Source organism: Streptomyces xanthochromogenes, assembly GCF_014650455.1.
GTDB lineage: Bacteria > Actinomycetota > Actinomycetes > Streptomycetales > Streptomycetaceae > Streptomyces > Streptomyces xanthochromogenes.
This window is the reverse complement of record NZ_BMUZ01000019.1, coordinates 63767-89338: the sequence shown is the minus strand read 5'-3', so window position 1 is coordinate 89338 and position 25572 is coordinate 63767. Positions and strand designations below refer to the sequence as shown.

At 71.1% G+C, this 25572-nt stretch carries 23 protein-coding genes; 17 read left to right on the top strand and 6 right to left on the bottom strand.

What is annotated here, in order from left to right:
- Positions 1–15 precede the first annotated feature (15 nt).
- Both IE267_RS36355 and IE267_RS36350 read left to right on the top strand, forming a co-directional pair.
- Entirely contained in the window at positions 16–756 is a 741-nt protein-coding gene (locus IE267_RS36355) for an SDR family NAD(P)-dependent oxidoreductase (RefSeq protein WP_167152122.1), read from the top strand.
- Complete coding sequence (locus IE267_RS36350) at positions 753–1541, top strand: enoyl-CoA hydratase/isomerase family protein (protein ID WP_373304632.1); 789 nt, start codon at positions 753–755, stop codon at positions 1539–1541. The genes IE267_RS36355 and IE267_RS36350 overlap by 4 nt, the downstream gene beginning before the upstream one ends.
- A gap of 100 nt (positions 1542–1641) precedes the next feature.
- Here the strand turns inward: IE267_RS36350 and IE267_RS36345 are convergent, their stop codons facing one another.
- Complete coding sequence (locus IE267_RS36345; RefSeq protein WP_189766148.1) at positions 1642–2550, bottom strand: NADP-dependent oxidoreductase; 909 nt, start codon at positions 2548–2550, stop codon at positions 1642–1644.
- A gap of 284 nt (positions 2551–2834) precedes the next feature.
- On the opposite strand from IE267_RS36345, the gene IE267_RS36340 reads away from it, so the two are divergent.
- The 7 genes from IE267_RS36340 (at position 2835) to IE267_RS36310 (ending at position 11717) form a co-directional block, all read left to right on the top strand.
- Positions 2835–4016: an acyltransferase family protein gene (locus IE267_RS36340; RefSeq protein WP_189766147.1), complete on the top strand. Its 1182-nt coding sequence runs from the start codon at positions 2835–2837 to the stop codon at positions 4014–4016.
- 208 nt (positions 4017–4224) lie between these two features.
- Positions 4225–5454: a cytochrome P450 family protein gene (locus IE267_RS36335; protein WP_189766146.1), complete on the top strand. Its 1230-nt coding sequence runs from the start codon at positions 4225–4227 to the stop codon at positions 5452–5454.
- Positions 5455–5495: 41 nt separating this feature from the next.
- Positions 5496–6764 (top strand): MFS transporter, encoded by a 1269-nt coding sequence (locus IE267_RS36330; RefSeq protein WP_189766145.1) that lies wholly within the window; start codon positions 5496–5498, stop codon positions 6762–6764.
- Entirely contained in the window at positions 6761–8398 is a 1638-nt protein-coding gene (locus IE267_RS36325; protein ID WP_229861630.1) for an FAD-binding oxidoreductase, read from the top strand. Before IE267_RS36330 ends, IE267_RS36325 begins: the two co-directional genes overlap by 4 nt.
- 145 nt (positions 8399–8543) lie before the next feature.
- Positions 8544–9296, top strand: coding sequence for an SDR family NAD(P)-dependent oxidoreductase (locus IE267_RS36320; protein WP_229861629.1), 753 nt, complete (start codon positions 8544–8546; stop codon positions 9294–9296).
- Between the two features lie 130 nt (positions 9297–9426).
- Positions 9427–10776, top strand: coding sequence for a crotonyl-CoA carboxylase/reductase (gene ccrA, locus IE267_RS36315; RefSeq protein ID WP_189766144.1), 1350 nt, complete (start codon positions 9427–9429; stop codon positions 10774–10776).
- Between the two features lie 41 nt (positions 10777–10817).
- The gene (locus IE267_RS36310) at positions 10818–11717 is read left to right on the top strand and encodes a 3-hydroxybutyryl-CoA dehydrogenase (RefSeq protein ID WP_268251631.1); all 900 of its coding nucleotides are present in this window, start codon (positions 10818–10820) and stop codon (positions 11715–11717) included.
- A 102-nt stretch (positions 11718–11819) separates the two neighbouring features.
- On the opposite strand, the gene IE267_RS36305 is transcribed toward IE267_RS36310, so the two are convergent.
- Both IE267_RS36305 and IE267_RS36300 read right to left on the bottom strand, forming a co-directional pair.
- Positions 11820–12278: a MarR family winged helix-turn-helix transcriptional regulator gene (locus tag IE267_RS36305; protein ID WP_189766143.1), complete on the bottom strand. Its 459-nt coding sequence runs from the start codon at positions 12276–12278 to the stop codon at positions 11820–11822.
- 174 nt (positions 12279–12452) lie between these two features.
- Positions 12453–13694 (bottom strand): sulfotransferase, encoded by a 1242-nt coding sequence (locus IE267_RS36300; RefSeq protein ID WP_189766142.1) that lies wholly within the window; start codon positions 13692–13694, stop codon positions 12453–12455.
- 367 nt (positions 13695–14061) lie between these two features.
- Here IE267_RS36300 and IE267_RS36295 point away from each other — a divergent pair, with 367 nt between their 5' ends.
- Positions 14062–14688 (top strand): ScbR family autoregulator-binding transcription factor, encoded by a 627-nt coding sequence (locus IE267_RS36295; protein ID WP_189766141.1) that lies wholly within the window; start codon positions 14062–14064, stop codon positions 14686–14688.
- A gap of 241 nt (positions 14689–14929) precedes the next feature.
- Complete coding sequence (locus tag IE267_RS36290) at positions 14930–16219, top strand: cytochrome P450 family protein (protein WP_189766140.1); 1290 nt, start codon at positions 14930–14932, stop codon at positions 16217–16219.
- Positions 16220–16282: 63 nt separating this feature from the next.
- On the opposite strand, the gene IE267_RS36285 is transcribed toward IE267_RS36290, so the two are convergent.
- The gene (locus IE267_RS36285) at positions 16283–17224 is read right to left on the bottom strand and encodes a ScbA/BarX family gamma-butyrolactone biosynthesis protein (RefSeq protein WP_189766139.1); all 942 of its coding nucleotides are present in this window, start codon (positions 17222–17224) and stop codon (positions 16283–16285) included.
- Positions 17225–17535: 311 nt separating this feature from the next.
- Here IE267_RS36285 and IE267_RS36280 point away from each other — a divergent pair, with 311 nt between their 5' ends.
- The 4 genes from IE267_RS36280 to IE267_RS36265 all read left to right on the top strand — a co-directional run bounded on the left by IE267_RS36280 (position 17536) and on the right by IE267_RS36265 (position 21904).
- Positions 17536–18192: a ScbR family autoregulator-binding transcription factor gene (locus tag IE267_RS36280; protein ID WP_167152097.1), complete on the top strand. Its 657-nt coding sequence runs from the start codon at positions 17536–17538 to the stop codon at positions 18190–18192.
- 114 nt (positions 18193–18306) lie between these two features.
- Entirely contained in the window at positions 18307–19071 is a 765-nt protein-coding gene (locus tag IE267_RS36275) for an SDR family oxidoreductase (protein WP_167152094.1), read from the top strand.
- Positions 19072–19554: 483 nt separating this feature from the next.
- Positions 19555–21078 carry a PucR family transcriptional regulator gene (locus tag IE267_RS36270; RefSeq protein WP_189766138.1) on the top strand — a complete coding sequence of 508 codons (1524 nt, stop codon included), beginning with the start codon at positions 19555–19557 and terminating at the stop codon, positions 21076–21078.
- Between the two features lie 115 nt (positions 21079–21193).
- Complete coding sequence (locus tag IE267_RS36265; protein WP_205380400.1) at positions 21194–21904, top strand: MgtC/SapB family protein; 711 nt, start codon at positions 21194–21196, stop codon at positions 21902–21904.
- 15 nt (positions 21905–21919) lie between these two features.
- On the opposite strand, the gene IE267_RS36260 is transcribed toward IE267_RS36265, so the two are convergent.
- Positions 21920–22780 carry a hypothetical protein gene (locus IE267_RS36260; protein WP_189766137.1) on the bottom strand — a complete coding sequence of 287 codons (861 nt, stop codon included), beginning with the start codon at positions 22778–22780 and terminating at the stop codon, positions 21920–21922.
- 234 nt (positions 22781–23014) lie between these two features.
- On the opposite strand from IE267_RS36260, the gene IE267_RS36255 reads away from it, so the two are divergent.
- Positions 23015–23692: a chaplin gene (locus tag IE267_RS36255; protein WP_189766136.1), complete on the top strand. Its 678-nt coding sequence runs from the start codon at positions 23015–23017 to the stop codon at positions 23690–23692.
- A gap of 62 nt (positions 23693–23754) precedes the next feature.
- Here IE267_RS36255 and IE267_RS36250 read toward each other — a convergent pair whose 3' ends face one another.
- Positions 23755–24267, bottom strand: coding sequence for a COG1361 family protein (locus IE267_RS36250; protein ID WP_167152086.1), 513 nt, complete (start codon positions 24265–24267; stop codon positions 23755–23757).
- Between the two features lie 354 nt (positions 24268–24621).
- Between IE267_RS36250 and IE267_RS36245 the strand changes: the two genes are divergently transcribed.
- On the top strand, positions 24622–25488 hold the full coding sequence (locus tag IE267_RS36245) for an ABC transporter substrate-binding protein (RefSeq protein WP_189766135.1): 867 nt from the start codon (positions 24622–24624) through the stop codon (positions 25486–25488).
- Positions 25489–25572: the final 84 nt, after the last annotated feature.

Here is a 25572-nt window from a genome sequence, read left to right as displayed (position 1 = left end):
GAGGGGGAGCACAGCATGCGTCTGAAGGACAAGGTCACCGTCGTGACGGGCGGCACCCGGGGGCTCGGCCGGGCGATCGCCGAGCGGTTCGTGGACGAGGGGGCCACCGTGGTCTGCGCGGCCCGGAACCCTTACGACATCCAGCAGTTGATCGATCAGTTGCCGGACCGGGTCCTGTTCCACGAGACCGACGTGACCGACCCGGACAGCGTCGACGGGCTCATGGACGCCGCGGTGGCGGCCTACGGGCGGATCGACGTGCTGGTCGCCAACGCGGGGGTGAACCGCGACGGCAAGGTCGACCGCCTCGCTCCCGAGGACTGGCGGTCCATGATGGACACCAACCTCAACGGCGCCTTCTACAGCCTGCAGAGCGCCGCCCGCCGCATGATCCCGCAGGGTGGCGGCCGCATCATCACGGTCTCGTCGAGCATGGCGAGCCGGGTCGCCATCGGCGCGGCGGGCTACTCGGCGACCAAGGCGGCCATCGAGACCCTCACCAAGGTGTCCGCGATCGAGCTGGGCCGCAAGGGCATCCAGGTCAACTGCCTGGCGCCGGGCGTCCTGGAGGACGGAATGGGCCGCGAGCTCTCGCAGAACAAGAAGGTGTGGGAGGCCTACCACCACCGCTTCTCGCTGGGCCGCGCGGGAAGGCTCGACGAGGCGGCGCTCGGCGCGGTGTTCCTGGCGAGCGAGGACAGCTCGTACGTCAACGGTCATGTGCTGGAAGTCAACGGAGGTCTGCTGTGGGCGTGAACGAGGTGGAACCCGCGGTCCGGCTCGTGGTGGCCGACGGCATCGGCACCATCGAACTGTCCCGGGCGCCGGTCAACGCCCTGAACCACGCGGCCCAGGCGCAGTTGCGCGAAGCCGCACAGGAGGCGGCGGACCGCAGGGACGTCTCGGCGGTCGTGCTCTACGGCGGCCCCGACAAGTTCTCCGCCGGCGCCGACATCCTGGAGATGGCGGGCCTGGAGCCGATCGACATGGTGCTGTGGGCGGCCCGTCTCCAGGGCGCGTTCACCGCGGTGGCCGACATCCCCAAACCGGTCGTCGCGGCGGTCACCGGCTTCGCCCTCGGCGGCGGCTGCGAGCTGGCGCTCACGGCCGACCACCGCATCCTGGCCCCCGAGGTGAAGATCGGGCTGCCCGAGGTGAAGCTGGGCGTCATCCCCGGCGCGGGCGGCACCCAGCGGCTCTCCCGCCTGGTGGGCACGGCCAGGGCCAAGGAGATCATGTTCACGGGCCGGGCGCTGAGTGCCCAGGAGGCACTGGAGATCGGCCTCGCCGACCGGGTGGTCGCGCGGGACCGGGTGCTCACGGAGGCGCTCGCCTGGGCGAGCCAGTTCGTCGGCGGCCCCTCGCTCGCCCTGCGGGCGATCAAGCAGGCCGTCGATCTGGGTACGGGCACCGATCTGCGCTCGGGCCTGGAACTCGAACGCACCCTGTTCGAGGGCCTTTTCGGCACCCGGGATCAGCTGACCGGCATGCGCACGTTCGTCGCCGACGGTCCGGGCAAGGCGGTCTTCACCGGGCGGTGAGGACCTTGGACAACACGAGTGCGGCCCCGGGGAGAATCCCCGGGGCCGCACTCGTCCGTGATGAAGTCGCCTTGTTTCCACGGCTGTTACGCCGCCGCGATCACGGCGTGAGGAGGAACTTTCCGCGGGAGCCACCGGCCGCGAGCCTGCGGTGTGCCTCGGGACCGAAGGTGAAGTCGCCGATCTCGGCCACCCGCAAGGTGAGCACGCCCTCGTCCACCAGCGCGGACAGGATCGCCAGCTGGTCGCCGTCCTGCTCGACGAAGGTCCCCAGCACGGTGATGCCGCGCTCGGCCTTCGGCGGCTCGGGTGCGTAGATGGATCCGGCCCGGCCGCCGTCGCGGACCGCGCCTATCACCTTCGGCGCGATGCCGGCCGTCTCCAGGAGGACATCGGCGATCGCGGTGGGCAGCGGCTCGTCGGCGGAAAGCACCGAGGACGCACCCAACTCCCTTGCCAGTTCGGCATCCTGCGGCCGGGCGAGGGCGATGACCTCGACGCCGCGGGAGGCTGCCAGCTGGGTGGCGAAGCCGCCCACCGCACCGACGGCACCGCTGATCAGGAGCCGCTCACCGGAGCGCGGGGTGAGCTTCTCCAGGGCCTGGTAGGCGGTCAGCCCGGCCAGCGGCAGCGCCGCGGCCTCGACCAGGTCCACGGTGCGCGGGGCCGGCGCGGCGATCGCGGCGGGCAGGGCGACGAACTCGGCGTGGGTGCCGATGCCGGTGGCGTACTGCGCCGACATGGCCACCACCCGGTCGCCGGGGGCGAAGCGGTCGACGCCGGCGCCGACCGCCTCCACCGTGCCGGACAGGTCCCAGCCGAGCACCAGCGGGAACGGGTGGGAGATGTTCGCCGCCATGGCGCCGCCGCGCACCAGCAGATCGACCGGGTTGACGCCGGACGCCGCGGTGCGGACCAGGATCTGGCCGGCCTGGGGAGTGGGGGAGGGGAGTTCGGAAACGGTCAGCAGCTCCGGGCCGCCGTACTCCGCGAGGGTCAGTGCGCGCATGTCGGATCTCCTTGGTGGATGAAACTGAAAAAGATTGCACCTGGAAGCATACGTCTCTACTGGGCGTGCTCGCCCAGCGGGCCCCTTTGGCGTCAACTCCTCGTGAGGGCTGCCGGTTTGAGATTCATAAGATTGCTTGCGGGTGCATAGGTTATGTCGCTAGGGTCATCCCACCGGTCAAGCGAAGCCGTGCGCGTCGGCGCCCTTCGCCTCCCTGTCCGTCGCGTGAGCCGCAGGGGACGAGGCCGTATCCACCACTTTCTTCGCAGGGAGGCAGTACCCCCATGCCCAGAACGACCGACTCGCCCGTCGCGCCCGGCAGTTCGCGGCTTCCGACGCTGACCGGGATGCGGTTCATCGCCGCCGCTCTGGTATTCCTCCACCACGGAATCTGGGTCAACGTCTTCTCCGACAAGGACGTGGTGTCCTTCTACCACGACCTGTTCATCACCGCCGGCCACGTCGGCGTCTCGTTCTTCTTCCTGCTCAGCGGCTTCGTGCTGACCTGGTCGGCGCGGCGCAAGGACACGTACAAGCGCTATCTGCGCCGCCGGATCGCCAAGCTCTACCCCAACCACGTGGTGACCTTCGTCGCGGCGCTGCTGCTCGTCGCCACCTCCACCCGGCTCTACCAGGCGATCCCCAACCTCTTCATGGTGCAGTCCTGGTTCCCGGTCTACAGCCTGCTGTTCAGCGTGAACCCGCCGAGCTGGTCGCTCGCCTGTGAGGCGCTGTTCTACGTCGCGTTCCCGCTGCTGCTGCGCTGGGCCAACCGGATCCCGGTGGAGAAACTGTGGTGGTGGGTGGCCGGGGTGGTCGCGGCCGTCATCGGCGTCGCGGTGTTCGCCCAGGTCGTGATCACCGACGGGCCGGCCATGCCGGACGGGCAGCCGCTGGGTCTCTACCAGTTCTGGTTCGTGTACGCCCTGCCGCCGGTGCGGGCCCTGGACTTCTTCCTGGGCATCCTGCTGGCGCGCATCGTGATCAACGGCAAGTGGATCAGGGTCGGTGTCCTCCCCGCCGCCCTCCTCTTCGTCGCCTGCTACGCGCTGGCGGGTCAACTCCCTTACGTGTACGGCCTGAACGCGGCCACGATCATCCCGATCGCCCTGCTCGTCCCCGCCGCGGCGGTGGCCGACATCAACGGGTGGCGCACCGGACTGCGGGGCCGCTTCGCGATCTGGCTGGGTGAGATCTCGTACGCCTTCTACCTCGTGCACGCCATCGTCCTGATCTGGTGCCGCGGGCAGCTCGGCAATCCGCAGGGCTGGAGCACGCCCACCGGAATCGCGCTGCTCCTCGGGGGCCTGGTGCTCAGCGTGCTGGTCGCCTGGGCGCTGTACGCCCTGGTGGAGCGGCCCGCGATGCGGCGCTGGAGCAGACCGCGGGCGGACCGGATCGCGAGCGGGCCGAAGGTCGCGACGTCGGCCGAGGCCGGGCAGAGCGAGCTTGCCGGGACCCGGTAGCTCGACAGGGATGCATTAACGAACCGGATGTGCGGTTCTCGGTGAGGGGATTGATTCCTTATGTGCCCCGCGGTCAGGACGATATTGCCCGTATTTGCATGTCTTGGGCCGTGATTCCGGCAGGTCGGTCTGGTGACGGTCCCGGTTGACAAACCGGATCGCAGGTTTTTTACTGACTCTCGTTCGTATCGATCTTGGGGAGGGAACGATGACGATTAGCGCGACGGCCGGCACGCCGGAGGCCATCAGCTTCGGGGGTGAGGCCAACCCTTATGCCCTGTACGCACGGTTGCGCCGCCAGGCTCCCGTGAGCCACATGTCACTGCCCGACGGCGGTGAGTTCTGGCTGGTGACCCGCTACGAGGACGCCAAGAACGCGCTGGCCGACCCGCGGTTCAGCAAGGACCCGAACCGGGTCGGCGAGCGCTGGAGGGCCACCGTCGCCCAGCCGACCGACGGCGAGGACGCCTCGCTCGTACGTCATCTGCTCAACGTCGACCCGCCGGACCACACCCGGCTGCGCCGTCTCGTGCACAAGGGCTTCACCCCGCGCCGCATCGAGGCCCTGCGCGGCCGGATTCAGGAGATCACCGACGGCCTCCTGGCCGAACTGGACGCGACCGAGGGCCCGGTGGACCTGCTCGACAAGTTCGCCTTCAAGCTGCCCGTCACGGTCATCTGTGAACTGCTCGGTGTTCCGCTGGCCGATGTGGACGACATCCACGACTGGTCCACCGCGCTCTCGACGCTGGTCGCCGACGAGGAGGGGCACGCCCGTGTGGGCAAGGCGGCCGGCCAACTCGGCGCGTATCTGGACGAGTTGGTGGCGCACAAGGCCGATCACCCGGGCGACGACCTGATCAGCGCGCTGATCGAGGCGCGGGACGAGGGCCAGCGCCTGTCGCACGGCGAACTCACCGCCATGGCCTTCCTCATGCTCATCGGCGGCCACGAGACCACGGTCCACCTCATCGGCAACGGCATGCTCGCGCTGATGCAGCACCCGGACCAGCTGGCCCTCCTGCACAACGACCCGTCGCTGATCACGAGCGCGATCGAGGAGTTCCTGCGCTACGAGGGTTCGGTGGAGGTCGCCACCTGGCGCTTCGCACTGGAGGACCTGGACTTCGACGACGTCCGCGTCCCCGCCGGCGCCCCCGTCCTGGTCTCGCTCGGCTCGGCGGGCCGCGACCCGGACCGCTTCGAGAACCCCGACACCTTCGACATCACCCGCGGTGACGCCGGGCACCTGGTCTTCGGCCACGGCATGCACTACTGCCTCGGCGCGCCCCTGGCCCGGATGGAAGGACAGATCGCCGTCGGCAGCCTGGTGCGGCGCTTCCCCGCCATCCGGCTCGCCGCCCCCGTCGACACGCTCCGCTGGCGCGAGGGGCTGCTCATCCGCGGACTCTACGAACTCCCCGTCCACCTGCGCTGATTCACGGCCCAGCCCGTCACCGTCCTCTGTGGAGTCATGCCATGCCGGCCCCCCTTTTCGCCCTGGTGCTGAGTGTGTTCAGCCTGGGAACCGCCGAATCCGTCATCGCCGGTCTGCTGCCGCAGCTCTCCACGGACCTGGATGTCTCGCTCCCCCAGGCGGGGCTGCTGGTCTCGGGGTACGCCGTGGCCATCGTGGTCGGTGGCCCGCTGGTCACGCTGATGACCAGCCGGCTGCCGCGCAAGCCCCTCCTGATCGGGCTGCTCGCCCTGTTCGTCGCGGGCAATGTGCTCGCGGCGCTGGCTCCCGGCTACGGCGTCCTGATGACGGCCCGGGTCCTGTCCGCGCTCAGCCACTGCACGCTGTTCGCGCTCGCCCTGATCGCGGCGGCGGAGATCGCGGGACCGCGGAAGTCCGGGTCAGCGGTGGCCCGCATCATCATCGGCGTCAACCTCGCGACGATCGTGGGCGTGCCGCTCGGCCTGCTGCTCGCCCAGCAGTGGGGCTGGCGGGCGACCTTCTGGGGCGTGACGGTGCTCAGCCTGACCGCCCTGCTCGCCTGCGCCTTGCTGGTGCCCGCCACCTCCGCCGGGGCCGGGGGAGGAGTGGCTGCCGAACTCTCGGTGCTGCGCGACCGCAGAGTGCGGGTGGCCCTGCTGCTGACCGTGGTCGGCATGGGCGGCGGATTCACCGCGTTCACGTTCCTCACCCCGCTGCTTGAGCGGGTCAGCGGCTTCTCGGGTCATCAGGTGACCCTGCTCCTCTTCCTCTTCGGCCTCGGTTCGCTCGCCGGCGGTGCGCTCGGCGGCAAGCTGGCGGACCGGGCCCTGATGGGGTCGCTGACCGCGCTGCTCGCCGTGCTCACGGTGGTCCTGGTGGCCTTCGCGGGGGTCGCCCCCCAGCCGGTCGCTGCCGTCGGCGCGCTGGTCGTGTTCAGCATCGTCTTCTTCGCCCTCAATCCCGGGCTCGGAGCCCGCATCCTCAACTCCGTCTCCGGGCGCGCCCCCACACTCGCCGTCGCGATGAGCATCGCGTCCGTCCAGACCGCGATCGCTCTGGGCTCCTGGCTCGGCGGCCGGGTGCTCGACCTCGGACACGGACTCAGGAGCGTCTTCCTGGCCGCCGCGGTCCTCACCCTCGCCGGGTGCTCCATCGCCTGGTGCGAGTGGCGCGTCGATCGCCGCGCGTCCCGGAAGCCCGAAAGCACCCCCCTGACCGGGGCGGCCACCGCCCCGGCAGCCCCCCACTTGCGTACAGCCCCCGGCGGCGTTCGTCGCCGCCCGCCAGAGAACGTAAGGACTCAGAAGTGACCAGCACGGTGACACGCAGAAGGTTCGTCAAGCGCACCGCGACCGGCGTCGGCGTCGCAGCGGTGGGGACCGGCCTCGGCGCGGGCGTCTTCGCCCCGCCCGCCGCCACGGCAGCGGGGGAGAGCACGGGCAGCACCGTCTTCGGGCCGGTCACGGTCGCCTCGACGGACAGCCGCTACGCCGATCTGCGCCGAGGCACCAACCAGCGGTTCGAGGGAAATCCCGAGAGCATTCGCCTCGTGGGCTCGACCAGCCAGGTCGTCGCCGCGGTGCAGAGCGCGGTGAGCGCGGGCAAGAAGATCGCCGTACGCAGCGGCGGCCACTGCTACGAGGACTTCGTGGCCAACGCAGCCGTCAAGGTCGTCATCGACCTCTCCGCGATGAACGCCGTCGGATTCGACTCCGGCCGCAACGCCTTCGTCATCGAGGCCGGCGCCAAGCTGGGCCAGGTCTACGAGCGGCTCTTCAAGGGCTGGGGCGTCACGGTCCCCGGCGGTGCCTGCCCGACGGTCGGCGCCGGCGGCCACATCCAGGGCGGCGGCTATGGCGCGCTGTCCCGCAGGTACGGCCTGATCAGCGATCACCTGTACGCCGTCGAGGTCGTCGTGGTGGACAGGACGGGAACCGCCAAGGCCGTCGTCGCCACGCGCGAGACGGGCGACCCCAACCGCGATCTGTGGTGGGCCCACACCGGTGGTGGCGGCGGCAACTTCGGTGTGGTGACCCGCTATTGGATGCGGGCGCCCGGTGCCACCGGCAGCGATCCGTCGAAGCTGTTGCCCAAGGCCCCGTCGGAGGTGTGGATATCCACGGTCAACTGGCCGTGGGCCGGCCTGACCAAGGACGGCTTCGGCCGGCTGATGAAGAACTACGCCCAGTGGCACATCGACAACAGCGCACCGGGCTCGGCCCAGCTCTCGCTGTTCAGCGAGCTCAAGCCGTCCCATCGGGCGGCCGGTGCGATCTCGCTGACCGTGCAGGTGGAGGCCTCCGCACCCGGCGCCGAGCAGATGCTCGACGACTTCGTCGCGTACGTCGGCGCGGGCACCGGGGTGACCGCGCAAGTGGCCGACCACCGCAAGGTCCCGTGGCTGCACGCGACCCAGTGGTCCGGCTTCACCGGGCCCGACCCGCTGTTCCGCTTCAAGGGCAAGCCCGCCTACCAGCGCAAGAACTTCACCGCCGCGCAGCTCGACGCGATGTACAAGCACCTGACGCGCACCGACTACGAGTATCCGGCCGCGCTGATGCTGATCTCGGCCTATGCCGGCAAGGTGAACGAGGTGGGTCCCGCGGACACCGCGGTGGCGCAACGGGACTCGATCCTGAAGGTGCAGACCGCGGTCCTGTGGACGGACGCGGCGGACGACGCCGAACACCTGGCCTGGGTGCGGGAGTTCTTCCGCGACCTGTACAGCGAGACCGGCGGCGTGCCCGGCCTGAACGGCGTCACCGACGGCATGTTCATCAACTACGCCGACGCGGACGTCAAGGACCCGGCCTGGAACGCCTCGGGCACGCCCTGGCAGCAGCTCTACTACAAGGGCAACTACGCGGCCCTGCAACAGGCCAAGGCCAAATGGGACCCGCGGAACACCTTCTCGCACGCCCTGTCCGTCGAGCTTCCCTCCTGAGCCGGACCGGCTCGTCGCGCCACCCGCGCGCGACACCCCGGGCGGAACATCTCGCCCCCCAAGAACTTGCTTGCGCATGAAATGAATGTGCATTAAATTCTCGCGTAAGCAGCACCCGAAGAAAACAACGAAAGGTATGACCCTTATGACCACCCAGACCGCCAAGCGCCTGCAGGGCAAGACCGCCCTGGTCACCGCCTCCTCCCGGGGCATCGGCCGTGCTGTCGCGCTGCGTCTGGCCGCGGACGGCGCCGACGTGGCCGTGACGTACCAGAGCAACGCCGCCGCCGCGCAGGAGGTCGTCGACGCGGTCGTCGCAGCCGGTGGCAAGGCCATCGCCCTGCAGGCCGACTTCGCGAAGAAGGACGAGATCGAGAACCTGTACAAGGAGGTTCTGAACGCCTTCGGTTCGCTCGACATCGTCGTGAACAACGCCGGCATCGCCGGCAACGGCAACATCGCCGACGTCGACGACGAGACCTTCGAGCGCGCTGTCGACGTCAACTTCAAGGGCACGTTCTACTCGCTGCGCCAGGCCGCGACGCACGTCAGCGACGGGGGCCGGATCATCAACATCTCCACCGGCTACACCCACTCCACCTTCGCGGGCACCGGTGTCTACACGGCCACCAAGGCCGCCGTCGAGCAGCTCGGCCTCGCCCTGGCGCGCGAGGTCGGCGGCCGCGGCGTCACCGTCAACTCGGTGCTGCCGGGCCTGATCCGCACGGACCAGACCGCCCCGATCGCGGACCAGTACGACACCTTCGCGCAGATGATGCCGCTCGGCCGCATCGGTGAGCCGGAGGACATCGCCGGGGTCGTCGCGTTCCTCGCGAGCGACGACGCCTCGTACATCACGGGCCAGTACCTCGCCGCCGCCGGCGGTCTCGTCTCCTGACCCGGGGCCGCGCCGGCCGCGGCCCATCCGACTGCGCGGGCGGAACGTGCCCTCCCCCTGCCGTTCCGCCCGCGCATCGAACCCCTGCCCGACCCCACGCCCCACCTCGCGTCGACGACGAAGGACTGACATGGATTCTCTGGCGGACGCCGTTCTGAACGGCGCCACCCCCGCACAGCTGGAGCGGGAGCCGCTGCCCGGCGACTATCCGGCCGTCCACACGCGGGCGGAGGACGTGGAGATGTTCCGCGGCGTCGACGACAAGGACGTGCGCAAGTCGCTGCACGTCGGACGGGTTCCGATGCCGGAGCTCGCGCCGGACGAGGTGCTCGTCGCGGTCATGGCCAGCTCCATCAACTACAACACCGTGTGGTCGGCGACCTTCGAGCCCGTGTCGACCTTCGCCTTCCTCAACAAGCTCGGAAAGCAGGGCGGTTGGGCCGCCCGGCACGACCAGCCCCATCACGTACTGGGCTCCGACGCCTCCGGTGTGGTGGTCCGCGCCGGCTCCGCCGTCCGCCGCTGGAAGGCGGGCGACCACGTCGTCGTCAGCTGCGTCCAGGTCGACGACCAGGAGCCGGCGACCCACGCCGACGGCATGATGGGCGCCGAGCAGCGGATCTGGGGCTACGAGACCAACTTCGGCGGCCTCGCGCACTACACCGTCGTCCGCGCCAGCCAGCTCCTCTCCAAGCCCGCCCATCTGACCTGGGAGGAGTCGGCGAGCACCATGCTCACCGCCGCCACCTCCTACCGCATGCTGATCAGCGACCGGGGCGCCCGCATCAAGCAGGGCGACATCGTGCTCATCTGGGGTGCGACCGGCGGGCTCGGCGCGTTCGCCGTCCAACTGGTCAAGAACGCCGGTGGCATCCCCGTCGGGGTGGTCAGCTCGCAGGCCAAGGCCGAGATCCTCCGGCGGATGGGCTGCGACGTCGTCATCGACCGCACGGAGATCGGCATGGACGGCGATGCCGCGCCGAGCCCGGAGAAGACCATCGAGCTCGGCAAGCGGCTCGGCCGGGCCATCCGCGAGCGCGTCGGCGAAGACCCGCACGTCGTCTTCGACTTCATCGGCCAGGCCACCTTCGGCATCTCCGTCTTCGTGGTGCGCCGCGGCGGTGCCGTCGTCACCTGCGGATCGAGCACCGGCTACACCCACCAGTTCGACAACCGCTATCTGTGGATGAACCTCAAGCGGATCATCGGCAGCCACGCGGCGAACCTGCAGGAGCAGTGGGAGTGCAACCGGCTGTTCAAGCTGGGCATGCTGTCGCCCGTGCTGTCCGCCACCTACCCGCTCGCCGAGGCCGCCGAGGCCGCCCGGCTCGTCCAGACGAACCGGCACACCGGAAAGGTCGGGGTGCTCGCCCTTGCCCCGGAGCCCGGGCTCGGCATCACCGACCCGGAGCTGCGCGCCCGCATCGGCGAGGAGCGCCTCAGCCCGCTGGCTCCCCGCGTACCGGCACTGGCCGGTTGACCGAGATGGACGAGAGAGGCACAACTGCCGTGGTGGAGCTGGTGTCCGGACCGAAGGAGGGCGCGGGGCTCGACGCCGGCGCCGAGCGGATCGACCGGGTGGGCGTCGTCGGATGCGGAACCATGGGCGCGGGCATCGTGGAGCTGTGCGCCAGGGCCGGGCGCGACGTCCGGGTCGCCGTGAGCTCAGCGGACTCGCACGTCCGGGGCGCGGCCAGGATCCGCGCGTCCCTCGACCGCGGTGTCGCCAAGGGCCGGATCACCGAGGCCGACCGGGCCGCCGCGCTCGACCGGATCTCCTTCACCACGGACCTCGGCGAACTGGCCGACCGGCAGCTGGTGATCGAGTCCGTCCGCGAGGACGAGCAGGCCAAGGCCGAGGTGTTCGCAACGCTCGACAAGGTCCTGCTGTCGAAGGACGCCATCATCGCCACCAACACCTCGTCCCTGTCGGTCGCGCGGCTCGCCCGCGCCACCCGGCGGCCCGGCAAGGTCATCGGCATCCACTTCTTCAACCCGGTGCCGGTGCTGCCCCTGGTGGAGCTGGTCGGCTCCGTCCTCACCGAGCCCGGGACGCGGACCCGTGCCGCCGACTTCGTCGCGGGTGTGCTCGGCAAGACCGTGATCAGCGCTCCCGACCGGGCCGGCTTCCTCGTGAACGCCCTGCTGTTCCCCTACCTCCTGTCGGCCGTCCGGATGGTCGACAGCGGCCTTGCCACGCCCGAAGTCGTGGACCAGGGAATGGAGTTGGGCTGCGCCCACCCGATGGGACCGCTCAAACTCGCCGACCTCATCGGCCTGGACACCACGGTCTCCATCGCGCAGGCGATGTACGAGGAGACCAAGGAGACCCTCTACGCGCCGCCGCCCCTGCTGCTGCGCATGGTCGAGTGCGGGCTGCTCGGCAAGAAGTCCGGCCGGGGCTTCTACACGTACGCGTAGGACAGCGGGGATTCAAGGTTCGGGCCCGAGCCCGGTCGGCTGAGGCCGGCCGGGCTCATTGCTGTGCCCGTTCGCGCCCTACGTGACGGGGAACGGAGCGGCTCAGCCGCCGGCCGTCGCGGGGTTGTGGCGCAGGCGGGCGACCAACGACGCGGTCTGCTCGTCGAACGAGGCCACGTCCAGGGCCGTGGTGAGTTCCTTCTGGAAGGTCACGGCGGCGTCCGTGATCACCGCCGTGCCCTGCTCGCTGATCTGCGCGTACATCACGCGGCGGTCTTCCTCGCTGATGACACGGCCGGCGAGGCCCTCGTTCTCCAGCCGGGCGACCAGTCGGCTCACCGTGGACTGGCTCAGCCCGACGGCCTCGGCGAGGTCCTGCATGCGCACCCCGCCGGACTTCGCGTTGTCCCGCATGACGACGAGTGCGGTGTACTCGGCGACGCTGACTCCATGACCGCGCTGCAGCCGCTTGTCCAGCGTGTTGCTGATGCGACTGGTGAGCACCGTCAACTGCCGCCAGAGCTCGACCTCACCGTCCCGCCGTCCACGACCTGCAGTCATACGCTGATCTCCACACTTGTCGTCGCAGTCCCCGTGTTGATACCCAATGTTAATGTTCCTGCATGCATTGACAAGCCATGCGGGAAGGTCGGCTGATTCGATGCGCGGGGAGGTGCGGGGAAGCGCGAGGAGCGCGGCGCGTGGTGAGCGGTGGCGCGGGGCCTCTGCGGGTCCTTACAGGGCGTATGTCTCGATATGGGAGGCGAATCGCTCCCGCAACTCGTCGGCGGACAGGCCGAAGTCGTCCGCCTGGAACCGGTGCGCATTCGGCGTGGGGGCGGCCGTCGCCCGCGCGAGGCACTCGACATTGTCCAGAACCGCGGGGGTCGGCTCGACGCCGATGAACTGGAGGACGCGCCGGACGGTGGCGGCCGGGGCGGCGACCAGGTCGGCGTGGCGCACGTCGAGCAGCCGGTCGGGTCCGAGCCGTCGGCCGGCCTGCGACGTCCGCGCCAGGTGCCGCTCGATGTGGTCGGCCCACTCGCGGCCCACCTCCTTCGGGGCCACCCGCGATGAGGTGGTGCGCCGCAGTCCGGCGGAGAGGCCGGCGGTGATCGTGACCAGTGCCGCCGGGTCCCGGTGCACCCGGATGACCCGGGCGTCGGGGTAGACGCGCAACAGGTCGTCCACGCGGGCGGCGTGGAAAGGCGCCCGCAGGACGAGCGAGGCGACCGGTATGCGTGCGGTGATCGCCTGCAACTGCTCGCGGTGAAAGGCGTACGCGGCGGTCAGATCGGCCGCCTCCAGTTCTCTCACGTACTCGGGGATGCGCAGGTACATCCCGCTCACCGGGCTCTGGAACGCGTTGGCGAGGAGCTGGTGGCACCCCCCGGGGCGGGTCGCCTCGCGGAACCGTCCCACCGTGCGGTGCCGCACCGGGTGGCGGGACGCCTCCACGTGGGCGCGGGCCTGGCCGATGAGCATGCGTCGGCCGGGGGAGCCCGCGCCGGGAGAGACCGGGTAGAGCATCTCCCACAAGGTCGGCGAATCCACGCTCGGATGCTCGACCAGGAGGTTCTGGAGCATCGACGCGCCACTGCCGGGCAGCCCCGAGATGAAGACGGGGTTCCTGATGTGGGTGGCGGCTGTTTCCGGGGCCTCCTGGGCCAGGGCCGCGAGCCGGGTCTGCTGCTCCAGCGCGGAGACCAGGCGCTCGCGGACCGCGGCGGCACCCTGGGGCGTCAGACCGGCCTCCGAGTTCACCGCCTCGGCCAGGCGGCCGAGTTCGGGCAGGAAGCGGGGGGACGGGACGTCGTCGCCGGGGTGTGGTGCCTGTGCCCGGGACCGGAGTTCGTCCAGGTCGATCAGGACGGGGCCGACCGGCCATTCGCCGCCGGAGCGCCCGGACCGTCCCTGGGCGCACCCCGTCGACCGTTGGTCGGGCACGGTCACATGGATGTCGGAAACACGCTGCACCACTCGCCACCCCTGGATGATCACCACTACCTGAGATGTTCACGGACTGCTCTGCCACATCTCCGAGCTCTGCCGAGATTAAAAACCGTGCATGCGGTTTGTCAACCGAGAACGAGTGCCTCCGGGCTCCAGGGCGTTCTGCGGCACAAGGGTTCGCGAATGCATGCAGCATGGTTGGTTTTTTTCTGGTCCACGGCGTACGCTGCTCCCCATGCCCAGAGGCATTCGTGCTCGTCGCGGCTGCCCCCTCGGGGGCAGGGCACGCCACGATGTTAGAACAACACCGCTTGGTCGGTTTATTTGTCCGCATGGGGGGCCTGCGGCCCAGCGGCAGGTATGAAGAGCAGAGCCGGCAGGGAGCCGACCGTTGACAAAGCAGGAGAGGGCGGTCACCACCCGCCGAGATCTGATCCGCTCGGCCGCCGTGGCCTTCGACCGGTACGGGTACGCCCAGGCGACCTTGAGCGACATCAGCAGGCAGGCCGGTGTCAGTACCGGGGCCCTGCACTTCCACTTCGCCAACAAGGCGGCGCTCGCCGAGGCCGTCGAGGAGGACGCGACCGAGGCACTGCGGTCCGTGGTGCGCGAGGCGTACCGCAGCCGTGAGTCGGCGCTGCAGGCACTGACGGACGCCTCGCACGGGGTGCTGCGCCTGCTGCGCGGAAACATCGTGTTCCGCGCGGGCTTCCAGCTCAACGCCGACTTCACCTGGGAGTCCGGGCTCGATCTGCGGCGCGAGTGGCACACCTGTGTGCGCCGCTTCGTCGACGAGGCGGCGCAGGAGGGCGCGCTCGTCGACGACGTGGTGCCGGGCGACGTGACGGTCACGATCATGGCCGTGATGACGGGCTACGGCCTGCTCGGCCGGGAGGAGCGGGAGTGGTTCTCGCAGCGCATGCTGACCGGATTCTGGGAGCTGCTGCTGCCCCGGATAGCCGCGGCGGACACGGTGGACGCGCTCGTTCCGGGCGGAGGCCCGGTGCCGGCGGCCTGAGTTCATCAAATCGTCATGGGCCGGTGATGATCATGGACCGCGGCATGTGACAGTCTCACGGCGGCCCGCTCGGCGGTCCCGGCCCGGCCGATCAGCTGCCAGGTGTCCCGCCGCCCAGGGGTTCCGTACGCCCGGCTGCCTCCGCGCCCGCGGTGCCGGCCGCCCGGTCACGGTCCGTCCCGGCGCCGATGGCGAACAGCCGCGTACAGCACTGTCCATGCAAGAGAGAAGGATGCCGAACATGCAGGAATGCCCGTTCAGGATGGACGCGGCCGGCCGGGACATCCAGGGTGAGGCCGAGCGGGTCCGCCGTGCTGGCCCGGCCGTCCGGATCGAGCTCCCCGGCGGGGTGCCGGCCTGGGCCGTCGCCGACCCGGAGGCGATGCGCCGCCTGCTCGCCTCGCCCGACGTCTCCAAGGACGCCGTCCGGCACTGGCCGGCCTGGACCAACGGGGAGGTGCCGCAGGACTGGGCACTGGCCATGTGGGTGTCGATCCGGAGCATGTTCACGGCGTACGGGCCCGAACACACCCGGCTGCGCAAGCTGGTGTCGAGCGCCTTCACCGCGCACCGCACCAAGGCGCTGGAGCCGGTCGTGCGGCGCATCGCGGCCGAGCTGCTCGACGAGATCGCGGAGCTGCCCGCGGGCCGGCCCCTCGACCTGCGGGCCCGGTTCGCGGTGCCGCTGCCGGCCCGGCTGATCTGCGAGCTGTTCGGAGTGCCGAGGGAGCGTCGCGACGAACTCTGCGCGATCTTCGACTGCCTCTTCGACACCTCGGCCGATGCGGCGGCGGTGGGGCGGGCCGCGGCCGAGCTCTACGGCATCCTGCACGAACTCGTGGCCGCCAAGCGGGAGTTCCCCGGCGACGACCTCACCAGCGGGCTCGTCCTCAGGCAGCGGGAGACCCCGGAGCAGTCGGACGAGGCGCCCCTGGACGACCAGGAGTTGCTCGACACCCTCGTCCACCTCCTGTCCGCGGGCTACGAGACCACGGTCAACCTCATCGACCACGCCGTGCACGCCCTGCTCACCCATCCCGAACAGCTCCAACTGGTCCTGGCGGGACGGGCGTCCTGGGAGGACGTGGTCGAGGAGACCCTGCGCTGGGAGCCCGCGGCCGCCAACCTGATGCTCCGCTATGCCGTCCAGGACATCGACCTGGGTGATGTGGTCATTCCCCGCGGCGAGGCGATCGTGCTCTCGGTGGCCGGGGCGGGCCGAGATCCGGGGACCCACGGTGGCGACGCGGACCGGTTCGACATCACCCGGCCCTCCCGGCGCGCGCACCTGGCCTTCGGCCATGGTGTGCACCACTGCCTGGGCGCGCCGCTCGCCCGGATGGAAGGCGTCATCGCGCTTTCCGCGCTGTTCGAACGGTTCCCGGGCCTGTCCCTCGCCGTCCCCTCCGGCGCGCTGCGCCCGGTGGCGTCGTTCATCTCCAACGGGCACCAGGAACTGCCGGTCCTGGTGGGTGCCCCGGCGCCGGCCGTCCCGTCCGCCGGGCGGGCCTCCGCGGGGGCGGCCGGCTGAGTGGGCGGACGCGGGAGGGGGCCGCGGCCTCGCGGCCGCGGCCCCTCGGCGGCACGGCGGTCGTCAGGCGTGTGCGGGGGTCCCCTGGATCTGGCACCGGAACGTGGCTTCGCCGCGCTGGAGGCCGGTGACTTCGACCGCGAGGGCACCCGGAGACCACGCCGGGATCGCCCGTGCCTCGACGAAGCACGGGGCGTCGAACTCGACGTAGCGCTGGGCCTGGATCGCCGTCGACAGCGGGTTGAAGCCGTCCGCCCCGGCGAAGGCGTACGCGGCCTGTTGCGCCGCCTCAAGGAGTACGAGCCCGGGGACGTGATCGACCGCGTGGTCGATCAGGGCCGGGTGGCCGGTGTCGCTGATCAGCTCCCAGCGGTGCGGTACGCCCGTGTCGGCGAGCGTGACCTCGTCGCGGGAGTGCCGGCCCACCACGGAGGGTTCCACGGGCGTGGCCCACGCACGGGGACGGGCCGTCAGATGGTCGCCGCGCAGCCTGCGGTAGACACCGTCCGGTACCCAGGTGAAGTGGGAACTGCTGGTGACGAACAGGGTGCCGCCCTGCTGGAGGCTGATCTGCACCCGCAGACTGCGCCGCCCGGTCCAGGTGTACTCCGCCTCGGCCCGCACCGGGGCCAGGGTGTCCGTACGGTGGCGGGGGTCCGCGGAATACCGCAGATCGTCCAGGAGGAAGTGATTCGTTCCGGCGGCGACGTCGAGTCCGGCGTGGGTGAGTCCCAGGCCGATCTGGCGCAGGGTCTGCGCGATCAGCATGTGGTGGTGCGCGCTCCCTCGGGCGGGAGCGAAGAAGTTGTGCTGCTTCGACCAGTCGACCGCGATCGAGAAGACGGTGTCGCTGCGCCGCCGCCAGCCGGCGACCAGTACGTCCTCGGCGGCCGCTCGATGGGCGAACGCCGGCGATATCGCCGGGTCCGGGCGACCGGGCGTCGGGATGTGCCCGAGCAACGTCGAAGTGGTCTGTATGTGGGTGTCTCGGTCGATCTCGATCATGTGCCCCCCCGGGCCATCGTGGATAGTCAGAGTCCCTGTGTCCATCTTCTACAGTATTAACATACTGACCATCCGGTTCTGTGTCGGGCGGGTGAACAGGTTCGTGACGCGATCCTGACGCGGTCGGCGCCCGTGAGTGCGGCCGGGCCTGCCGCTTTGCGGCCGTCGTCGGGTGCCGGTCGTCGGCGATCGGCCCGATGGGTGGCCAGCAAATCACCCCTGGCACGCGGCGCGCAGAGTGTCCTACAATACGGACCATCCGGTTTTTGGGGGACCCGGTCCGTTGCCCCGCGACCCTCAGGAGACCCTGTATGGCCCGTCAGGAACGTGCGATCCGGACGCGCAACGCGGTACTCGAAGCCGCTGCCACGGTCTTCGCGGAGCACGGCTACGAGTCGGCCACCATCATGCAGATCCTCGACAGGGCCCAGGTGACCAAGGGGGCCCTGTACTTCCACTTCACCTCCAAGGAGGACCTGGCGCGCGGCGTGCTGGAGCACGCGGTGACCGAGCCGCCGCCGGAGCAGCCGGTCAAGGTCCAGTCGTTCATCGACATGGGGCTCCTCCTCGCCCATCGGCTCCCGCGCGAGCCCCTGTTGCGCGGTGCCGCTCGCATCGCGGCCGACCAGAGCGCCCAGCGGTTCTTCGGCCAGCCCTGGCAGGACTGGGTGAAGCTGACGGCGCAGCAGCTGACCGCCGCGAAGGAGCAGGGCGAGGTGCTGCCGTACGTGGACCCGGAGCGGACCGCCCAGACGATGGTCGCGGCGTTCACCGGCACCCAGCTCATGTCCCAGGCCAGCACTCGGATGTCCGACCTGGAGGAGCGGGTCTCCCTGCTCTACGACCTGGTGCTGCCCAGCATCGCGGTGCCCGGGGTCCTGGGCCGGCTCGACACCTCGCCGGAGCGCGGCGCCCGCCTCTACGCCGAGTACAGGGCCGCCGTCGAGGCCAGGAGTGCGGGCGGCTGACGCTCGCACAAGGGATCTTCCGCAGGGGCGGAAGAGTTCGATGAAGCAGTACGCGCTGTGCCTGACAGCGCGTATCGGTACGCGTCGGTGCGACGCGAGGGGGGACGGACCGTCATGGGTGCGTTGAAGGGCAGGACCGCGCTGGTCACCGGCGCGAGCCGCGGCATCGGCCGAGGAGTGGCTCAGCGCCTGGCCGCCGACGGGGCCACCGTCGCGGTCCACTACGGGGGCAACGAGGGCGCCGCCCTGGGCGTTGTGGACGAGATCCGGGAGGCCGGGGGCACCGCCTTCGCGGTCGGCGCGGATCTGCGCCGACCCGACGCCGCCCGCGTGCTCTACCGGGAGTTCGACGCCGCGCTCGTGGAGCTCGGCGTCGGGCCCGGCCTGGACATTCTCGTCAACAATGCCGCGATAGGTCCGCTCGGCGACATCGAGGCGGCCACCGAGGAGCACTTCGACGAGATGTTCACGGTGAACGCGCGGGGCCCGTTCTTCCTCACCAAGTACGGCCTGGAGCGGATGCGCGAGGGCGGCCGGATCGTGAACGTCTCCTCGGCGGTGACCCGGACCGCCTTCCCCGAGTCCATCGCGTACTCGATGTCCAAGGGCGCGGTCGACGTCTTCACGCTCGCGCTCGCCAAGCACGTCGGCAGTCGCGGCATCACCGTCAACACCGTTGCCCCCGGCTTCGTCGAGACGGACATGAACGCCGCGCTGCGCCAGTCGCCCGAGGCGGCGGCGGGGCTGGCCGCGTACTCCGTCTTCAACCGGATGGGACGCCCGGCCGACATCGCGGACGCGGTCGCCTTCCTCGTGTCCGAGGAAGCGCGCTGGATCACCGGGCAGTGGATCAGCGTGAGCGGGGGCTCGGGGCTGTGACGTCCGCGTAAGGCCGCGTAGGGCCGCGCGAAACCGTATGGATGCGGGGGCGGAAGCGCAGCACTGATGGGGGAGTGGCCGCACCATGCCCCCCGTCAGTGCCCCGCGCCTGACCGCCCCCGCGGCGAGTGACGGCGTAGCCGTCGGGGCGCCGGGCCCCGGCGCCCCCTCTCGCCGAGATTCCCGCACGGCAGGGGCCGGAAGCCGCCGGCACGGAAAGCGGCTCGCCCCGACTCCCGTCAGGTGTGCGGGAGATGGGGCCGCCGGTGGCGTGGGGCGGCCTCCTGAGTGAAGCAGGCCACCGGCGCCGGGCGCGACTGGAGCGGCACACGGAAAACCACCAGAGGAGCGAGCCCGCTCTGGAGGATCAACCAAGAGGTGTTTCGGCCCTCTCTCCTTGCATCTACGATGCAGAAACTCGCATTCACCTGGTGAATGCGGATCTGGTTCCTACGAACCGGCACCCGCACCAAGGAGCCACTCATGCACGTCGAAGACCTCCTGCGTCTCGAATCCCTGGATCTGGAACTGCTCTGGGGCGAGGAGCAGCAGCTCCTCCGGGAGATCACCGGGGTGACCGCCACTGACCTGGAGGACCCGACTCGTTTCCTGCGGCCGGGCGAGGTCGTGCTGAGCGGTCTCGTGTGGTGGGCCCCGGAGAAGGGGTCCGAGACGATCAGCCGCTTCGTCTCCGCGCTCGTGACCGCCGGAGCGGCCGCGCTCCTGGCCGGCGAGGAGACGCACGGCAGCGTGCCCGAGGAACTGACCCGGTCCTGCCGCGAGAACGGCATCGCCCTGCTCGCCGTGCCGTCGCGCACCAATTTCCGTGCCATCACCGAGGCGGTCTATCTGCGTCAGTGGGGCGACCTCAGCCGGCGGCCCACCTCGCACCGCCACGCCCTGCCCGACAACGTCCGCAGCGAGCTCAGCGACCTCGTACGGGCCGGGGCCGAGCCGGACGTCCTGCTCGACCGGGCCCTCGCCCACGTCGGAACGCCGGACTGTTACGTCCTGACCCCCACCGGACGCACCGTGGCCCGTACCCCCGGGGCCCCGGAGATCCCCGCCCAGCGCGGCCGCGACCTGCTGCGTCGCGCGCCCGACGGTCTCACGCTGCTGATCGACACGGACAGCTCGCCGTACGACAGCTGGCATCTGCACCTCGCGGACGCGGCTGCCGTGCCGCCGCGTCTGCTGCACGAGACGGCGGACGTGCTCGCCGACCACCGCTATGGCCGGGACCGCGCGCGCAACGAGATCCGGCGGCGGGCCGGCGAGCTGATCCGGCTCGTCGACGCACCGGCCACCGACCTGCCCGCGCTGAGCGGCGCCCTGACCGCCTGCGGGCTTTCCTCCGACGGCCCGTTCCACGTGATCGGCGCCGCCGCCCGGGCCGACGGCGACCAGGCAGCCGCGGCCGACGCCCTGGCCGAAGCCCTCCGCCACACCCCCGACCGGCCCTTCGCGCTCGGCCGCCTCCCCCACGGAGAGGTGCTGGCCGTGGTGCAGGGCGGGTCCGAAGTGGCCCTGGAACTCAGGGAGTTGTGGCGCGTGGTGCAGGCCTGCGAGCCTCTCGTCCCGCTCCATGTCGGCGTCGGCGCCCAGGTCGACACCCCCGACCGGCTCAACTCCAGCCTGACCGGAGCCCGTTACGCGCTGGCCGCGGCCCGTACGCGGGAGCCCGAGGGGGCCGGTGTGGCCGCCGTGGACGAACTCGGCACGCTGGAGGGGCTGCTCGCCGGCATCCCCGACGACGTGCGGACCATCTATCACCACAAGGTCCTCGGGCCGCTGGCCGACGACGCCCACACCTCCTCGCAGATGCTCCGGGAGACCCTGGAGTCCTTCCTCGCGCACAACGGGTCGTGGGCGCGCACGGCCGCCTCCCTGCATCTGCACGTCAACACGGTCCACTACCGCATCCAGCGGATCGAGGTCCTCACCGGCCGCGACCTCTCGCGCCTGGAGCACAAACTGGACATGTACGCGGCACTGTGCTGTCGCTGACCGGGTCCGGGGCTCCGGGACCGGGCGGGGCGTCATGGAATGTGGCTGTATGGGTAGGGAGAGCCTGTTCGTGTGATGGCGCGGCCCGAGTGGGAAGGGGCACGGGATGGTGCAGGTGGCGGCCGGGGTCCTTGAGCCGAGTGGGCAGGGCTGGGTGCAGGCGGGCGAGTTCGGTCTGGCCTTCCTGCTCTCCGCGGCCATCGGCCTCGAACGGGAGATCCGCCAGAAGGCCGCGGGGCTGCGGACGTACACCACGGTCGGCGTCGGGTCGGCCCTGTTCACCCTGGTCAGCAAGTACGGGTTCGGTGACGTGCTGAGCGCGGGGACCATCGAGCTCGACCCGTCCCGGGTGACCGCGCAGATCGTGTCGGGGGTCGGCTTCATCGGCGCCGGGGTCATCTTCGTGCACCGGGGTTCGGTCCAGGGGCTCACCACGGCGGCGACGATCTGGCTGACGGCGGCCGTGGGCGCCGCGGCCGCGGCCGGGCTCCCGCTGCTGTCGATACTGGCGACCGCCGCGTACTTCGTGGCCGCCTATCTGGTCCGCCCCCTCGTCCACCGGCTGCCGCAGATGCGCTCGGTGCCGTCGACGTTCCGGATCGCGTACGAGCAGCGGCCGGGCCTGCTGCGCGAGCTCATGGAGCAGTGCGAGCGCGCGGGGTTCAGCGTGGCCGGGCTCCAGATGCTGCGGGCGGGCGGCACCGGCGATCCGGCGGAGGTGCTGATCTCGGCGGTGGGCCGCGCCGATCCGGCCGTCCTCACCGCCCGGTTCGCCGATGTGGCCAACGTGGTGGCCGTCACGCGGGGCGGCAACGAGGACGAGTGAGGTCGGGGGCCCGGCTCAGGCCGGGCCCGGACCATCGCGCAGCCCGGGATCGCGGCGGGTGGCGATAAGACCGAGCAGGACGGCGACCGTGATGGCCACCAGGTGCTCGCGGCCCGCCAGGTTCGGCTTCTGGATGGATCTGAGCACGGTCGGGGTGACCGCGCACAGGAACAGGACCGGGGCCCGCTTCACCGTGGCGACATGGGCGAAGAGCCCCACCACCGCGGCGGACGCGCCGGTGTCGATCACCTGGGCCGCCTCCGGGGGCAGCCCCCACCACCGGGGCCCCGCCGCGATCATGACGCGGGCGCTGAGCGTGCCCGCCAGCGAGACGGCGTAGGCCACCACCACGGTCCGGGTGCGGCCGAGCACCAGCTGGGCCAGCGCGATCCCGAGGAAGAGCACCGGGATGCCGGGCAGCGCGGGCATGTCACGGGCCGGGACGAACAGCGAGAGCGGCGTGCGCAACAGCACGAGCGGGAGCGGGATGTCCCCCCGGACGTGCGAGGTGAGCCGCACCAGCGTGGCCCCGGTCGGGGACTGGTCCACCGCGTGCAGCGTCAGGACCGCGACGGACGTGACGACCGCGAGGAGAACGCCGGACAGGCCGCGGCGTACGAGTGTGCGCACCGGCTCGGCGACGATGACACGGAACTCGCGGAGCAACTGGCACCCGATGAAACGTGCGAACCGCCGGAGCCTGCGCTCGGCTCGGGGAGGCGGGACGGCCGTCGGGACGGCGACGGTCACCGGAACCGGCGGGGGCACCTGTTCCGCCACGCCCGTCCGCTCCCGGGCATCCGTGTCCCCGCGCACCCTCGACCCCCAGACCGCCCCGGCCAGGGACTCCCCACCGGCCTTCGAGGATCTTGCCATGGGGCGCGCGCGCCTCTCGGGCCGCCCCCCGACCCGTTCGACCGGGTGTGCGGTGCCTTGTCACGGGCCCTTGTTCCGCCTCATACCGGAGGAAAGCGACCGCTGTGGTTCACATCGATAATCAGGCCACTCGATGGGGTGAAAGGCGTATTAGGCATAACCCATCCGGCCTCATGGCCGTTGATGGCGGTGCGGGCGAGTAGTCCGTGACGAACTCCGGAAGGCAGGAAACCAATGAGACGGGTCGCCATGAAGGGCCTGGTCACGGCGGTGGCCACGGGCGGCGTACTGGCCGCGACCGGCTACGCCTACGCGGACTCGAACGCCGGCGGCAGCGCCGACTCCGCGCCCGGGGTGCTCGCGGGCAACGCCGTGCAGCTCCCGGTCGATCTGCCCGTCAATGTGTGCGGGAACACCGTGGACGTACTCGGACTGCTCAACCCCAGCGCCGGCAACACCTGCGCCAATGCCTCGCGCGCCCCCCACGGCGCCAAGGCGGGCTCCTCGCGTGCGGGCAACGGCGGCGGTGCCTCCGCCTCCGGAAGCGGAAAGGATTCGCCCGGCGTGCTCACGGGCAACGGCCTCCAGCTCCCCGTTGATCTCCCCGTCAACATCTCCGGGAACTCGGTCGGTGTCGTCGGTGTGCTGAACCCGTCCGTCGGCAACACCTCGACGAACGGCTCCACCCCGCCGGTCCGCCACCACCCCGCACCGCCGCCGGCCCCCGCGCCGCCGCCCGTGAAGCCGACCCCGGTCCCGGCACCCCCGGCCGCCCCCGCGCTCCCCGTGCCGCAGGGGAGGGCGCTCGCCCACACCGGCGCCGACGGGCTCGGATTCGCGGTCCCCGCGTCCGCCGCGCTGCTCCTCGGCGGCGGTGTCCTCTACCGCCGGTTCCGCGGCGCCACGCGGTAGCGCGCGTCAGTGGTCGTGGCCCCGGCGCCGATGCCGGGGCCACTGCCGTGCGGGGGCACGGCTCAATGCGCGGCCGGGCAGTCGACGCGTACCTCGGGGCTCCAGTACGTGTCGCTGGTGGAGAACAGGCCGCTGCCGTACTCGTAGTAGAGGTACGAGGCGAAGCCGAGGGTCCGCCCGCACGCGGAGTCCGGTGCCACCCGGTACGTCAGGGTCACCGTGCGGCTCGCGCCCGGAGGCAGCGGGACCGCGTAGCCGAGGCCGAGCCGGTCGGTGTCCTGGCAGGGCGATCCCGCCGCCTCGCAGGAGACGAGCGAGTAGGTGAGGTCCGTCTGGCGTTCGGTGTCCCAGGTGGGGCGGACCGACTGGTAGACGAACCGGATCTCGGTGGACTGGGTGTTGGTGAGCGTCATGCTCAGCTCGACCGTGGAGCCCGGTGCGACCGCGGTCCTGTCCGCGCTGAACGTCAGGTCGGCGGTGTCGGCTTCGGCGGGGGTGCCCACGGAGAACAGCAGGGCTGCGGTACATGACAGGACCGCGGCGAGGCCGAGACCTGCGAGGCGCGTCGTGTTCATGGGTTCGCAGAATAGAAGGTGCCCGACCCGCCGGCGCCCCCCTGCGCGGCATACGGCTCGAAACGCTCGGTGCCGTCCGGACTTGCGGTGCGGGTCGTGGGGAACGGATTCCCGCAGCGCAGTGGGGGACGCGGGCCGGTCGCCGGACGGCGGCGCGCCGGGGCGGAGCCGTGCGAAGGGCTCCGACGGAAACGGCGTACTCAGTGCCGGTGCCCCCACCCAACTGGCGTTCGCAGTAGGTGGGTTGGGGTCGGCGACCGGGAACTGGCGTGATGATCCCGGGCGTTGGGCAGGCAACCGGGAAAGGGCTTCGCACGAGCCGGCAACGCGACCGCATTGGGGGCGGATGACGTCATGGAGCAGAGTGCCTGGCGATTCTCGGACGACCGTGGGCAGCTGTCGACGGCACCGTCGCCGCCGTCCCGTGTGGTGGCCTACATCCAGGCCGGCGCCACCCTGGAAGACCTGGGCGTTCGCCCGGCGGCGGTGTTCGGCTCCTTCCACGACGACGGGACGGAACCCGACCCGGCCAAAATCGGCGCGCTGCCACGGGACGGGATCTCCTACCTGGGGGCGGGGAGCGGCCTCTCCGTGGACGCGCTGCTCTCGACGGGACCGGACCTCGTCGTCGCCGTCAGCTATGGCGGCGGCCAGGTGTACGGGCTCGATCCCGAGGTGGCCAAGCATCTGGAGGAGCGGGTTCCGGTGGCCGTCCTGGACGTGGGCCAGGCCCGCTCCCTGGCGGACATACGGGGCCGGTTCGCCGATCTGGCCCGGTCGTTGGGTGCTTCGCGGGAGGACGCCGCCGCGCTCACCGATGTGGAGGAACGGCTGCGTACGGTCGCCGCACGAACCCCCCGCCCGCGCGTCCTCGCGCTCTCGCCGGCCGACTCCGACCAGGTCCACATCGCCCGGCCCGGGTCCTGGCCCGAACTGCGCGGACTCGCCGGACACGGGGTGGACCTGATCGACCCGGGAGCGGGGCCGGGGGCGAACTGGCTGACCGCACCCTGGGAGACGGCGGCCGGCCTGCGGCCCGACATCGTCCTCGCCGACGTGCGGTGCAACGCGGCCCCGCTCGACACCCTGCGCTCCCAGGCCTCGTGGCGGGCCCTTGAGGAGCACGCCCGCGTCCTCGCCTGGAATCCGGAGTCCCCGTGCAGCGCCCGTGCGCACGCCGCCTTCTTCGGCGCCGTCGCCGACGCCCTCGAAGGAGTGTGAAGGGGCCGGGCGGGGCGTGCGGAGATGCGCCAACTCGCGTACGCCGCGCCCGGCAACGGCTCGAAGGCGCGGGCGACGGAGGTG

Bases quoted from the DNA above. Each gene is read 5' to 3' on its own strand.
- IE267_RS36355 (WP_167152122.1), top strand. From the start codon at position 16: ATGCGTCTGAAGGACAAGGTCACCGTCGTGACGGGCGGCACCCGGGGG.
- IE267_RS36345 (WP_189766148.1), bottom strand. From the start codon at position 2,550: ATGCGCGCACTGACCCTCGCGGAGTACGGCGGCCCGGAGCTGCTGACC.
- IE267_RS36340 (WP_189766147.1), top strand. From the start codon at position 2,835: ATGCCCAGAACGACCGACTCGCCCGTCGCGCCCGGCAGTTCGCGGCTT.
- IE267_RS36335 (WP_189766146.1), top strand. From the start codon at position 4,225: ATGACGATTAGCGCGACGGCCGGCACGCCGGAGGCCATCAGCTTCGGG.
- IE267_RS36330 (WP_189766145.1), top strand. From the start codon at position 5,496: ATGCCGGCCCCCCTTTTCGCCCTGGTGCTGAGTGTGTTCAGCCTGGGA.
- IE267_RS36320 (WP_229861629.1), top strand. From the start codon at position 8,544: ATGACCACCCAGACCGCCAAGCGCCTGCAGGGCAAGACCGCCCTGGTC.
- ccrA (WP_189766144.1), top strand. From the start codon at position 9,427: ATGGATTCTCTGGCGGACGCCGTTCTGAACGGCGCCACCCCCGCACAG.
- IE267_RS36305 (WP_189766143.1), bottom strand. From the start codon at position 12,278: ATGACTGCAGGTCGTGGACGGCGGGACGGTGAGGTCGAGCTCTGGCGG.
- IE267_RS36290 (WP_189766140.1), top strand. From the start codon at position 14,930: ATGCAGGAATGCCCGTTCAGGATGGACGCGGCCGGCCGGGACATCCAG.
- IE267_RS36285 (WP_189766139.1), bottom strand. From the start codon at position 17,224: ATGATCGAGATCGACCGAGACACCCACATACAGACCACTTCGACGTTG.
- IE267_RS36280 (WP_167152097.1), top strand. From the start codon at position 17,536: ATGGCCCGTCAGGAACGTGCGATCCGGACGCGCAACGCGGTACTCGAA.
- IE267_RS36275 (WP_167152094.1), top strand. From the start codon at position 18,307: ATGGGTGCGTTGAAGGGCAGGACCGCGCTGGTCACCGGCGCGAGCCGC.
- IE267_RS36270 (WP_189766138.1), top strand. From the start codon at position 19,555: ATGCACGTCGAAGACCTCCTGCGTCTCGAATCCCTGGATCTGGAACTG.
- IE267_RS36260 (WP_189766137.1), bottom strand. From the start codon at position 22,780: ATGGCAAGATCCTCGAAGGCCGGTGGGGAGTCCCTGGCCGGGGCGGTC.
- IE267_RS36255 (WP_189766136.1), top strand. From the start codon at position 23,015: ATGAGACGGGTCGCCATGAAGGGCCTGGTCACGGCGGTGGCCACGGGC.
- IE267_RS36250 (WP_167152086.1), bottom strand. From the start codon at position 24,267: ATGAACACGACGCGCCTCGCAGGTCTCGGCCTCGCCGCGGTCCTGTCA.
- IE267_RS36245 (WP_189766135.1), top strand. From the start codon at position 24,622: ATGGAGCAGAGTGCCTGGCGATTCTCGGACGACCGTGGGCAGCTGTCG.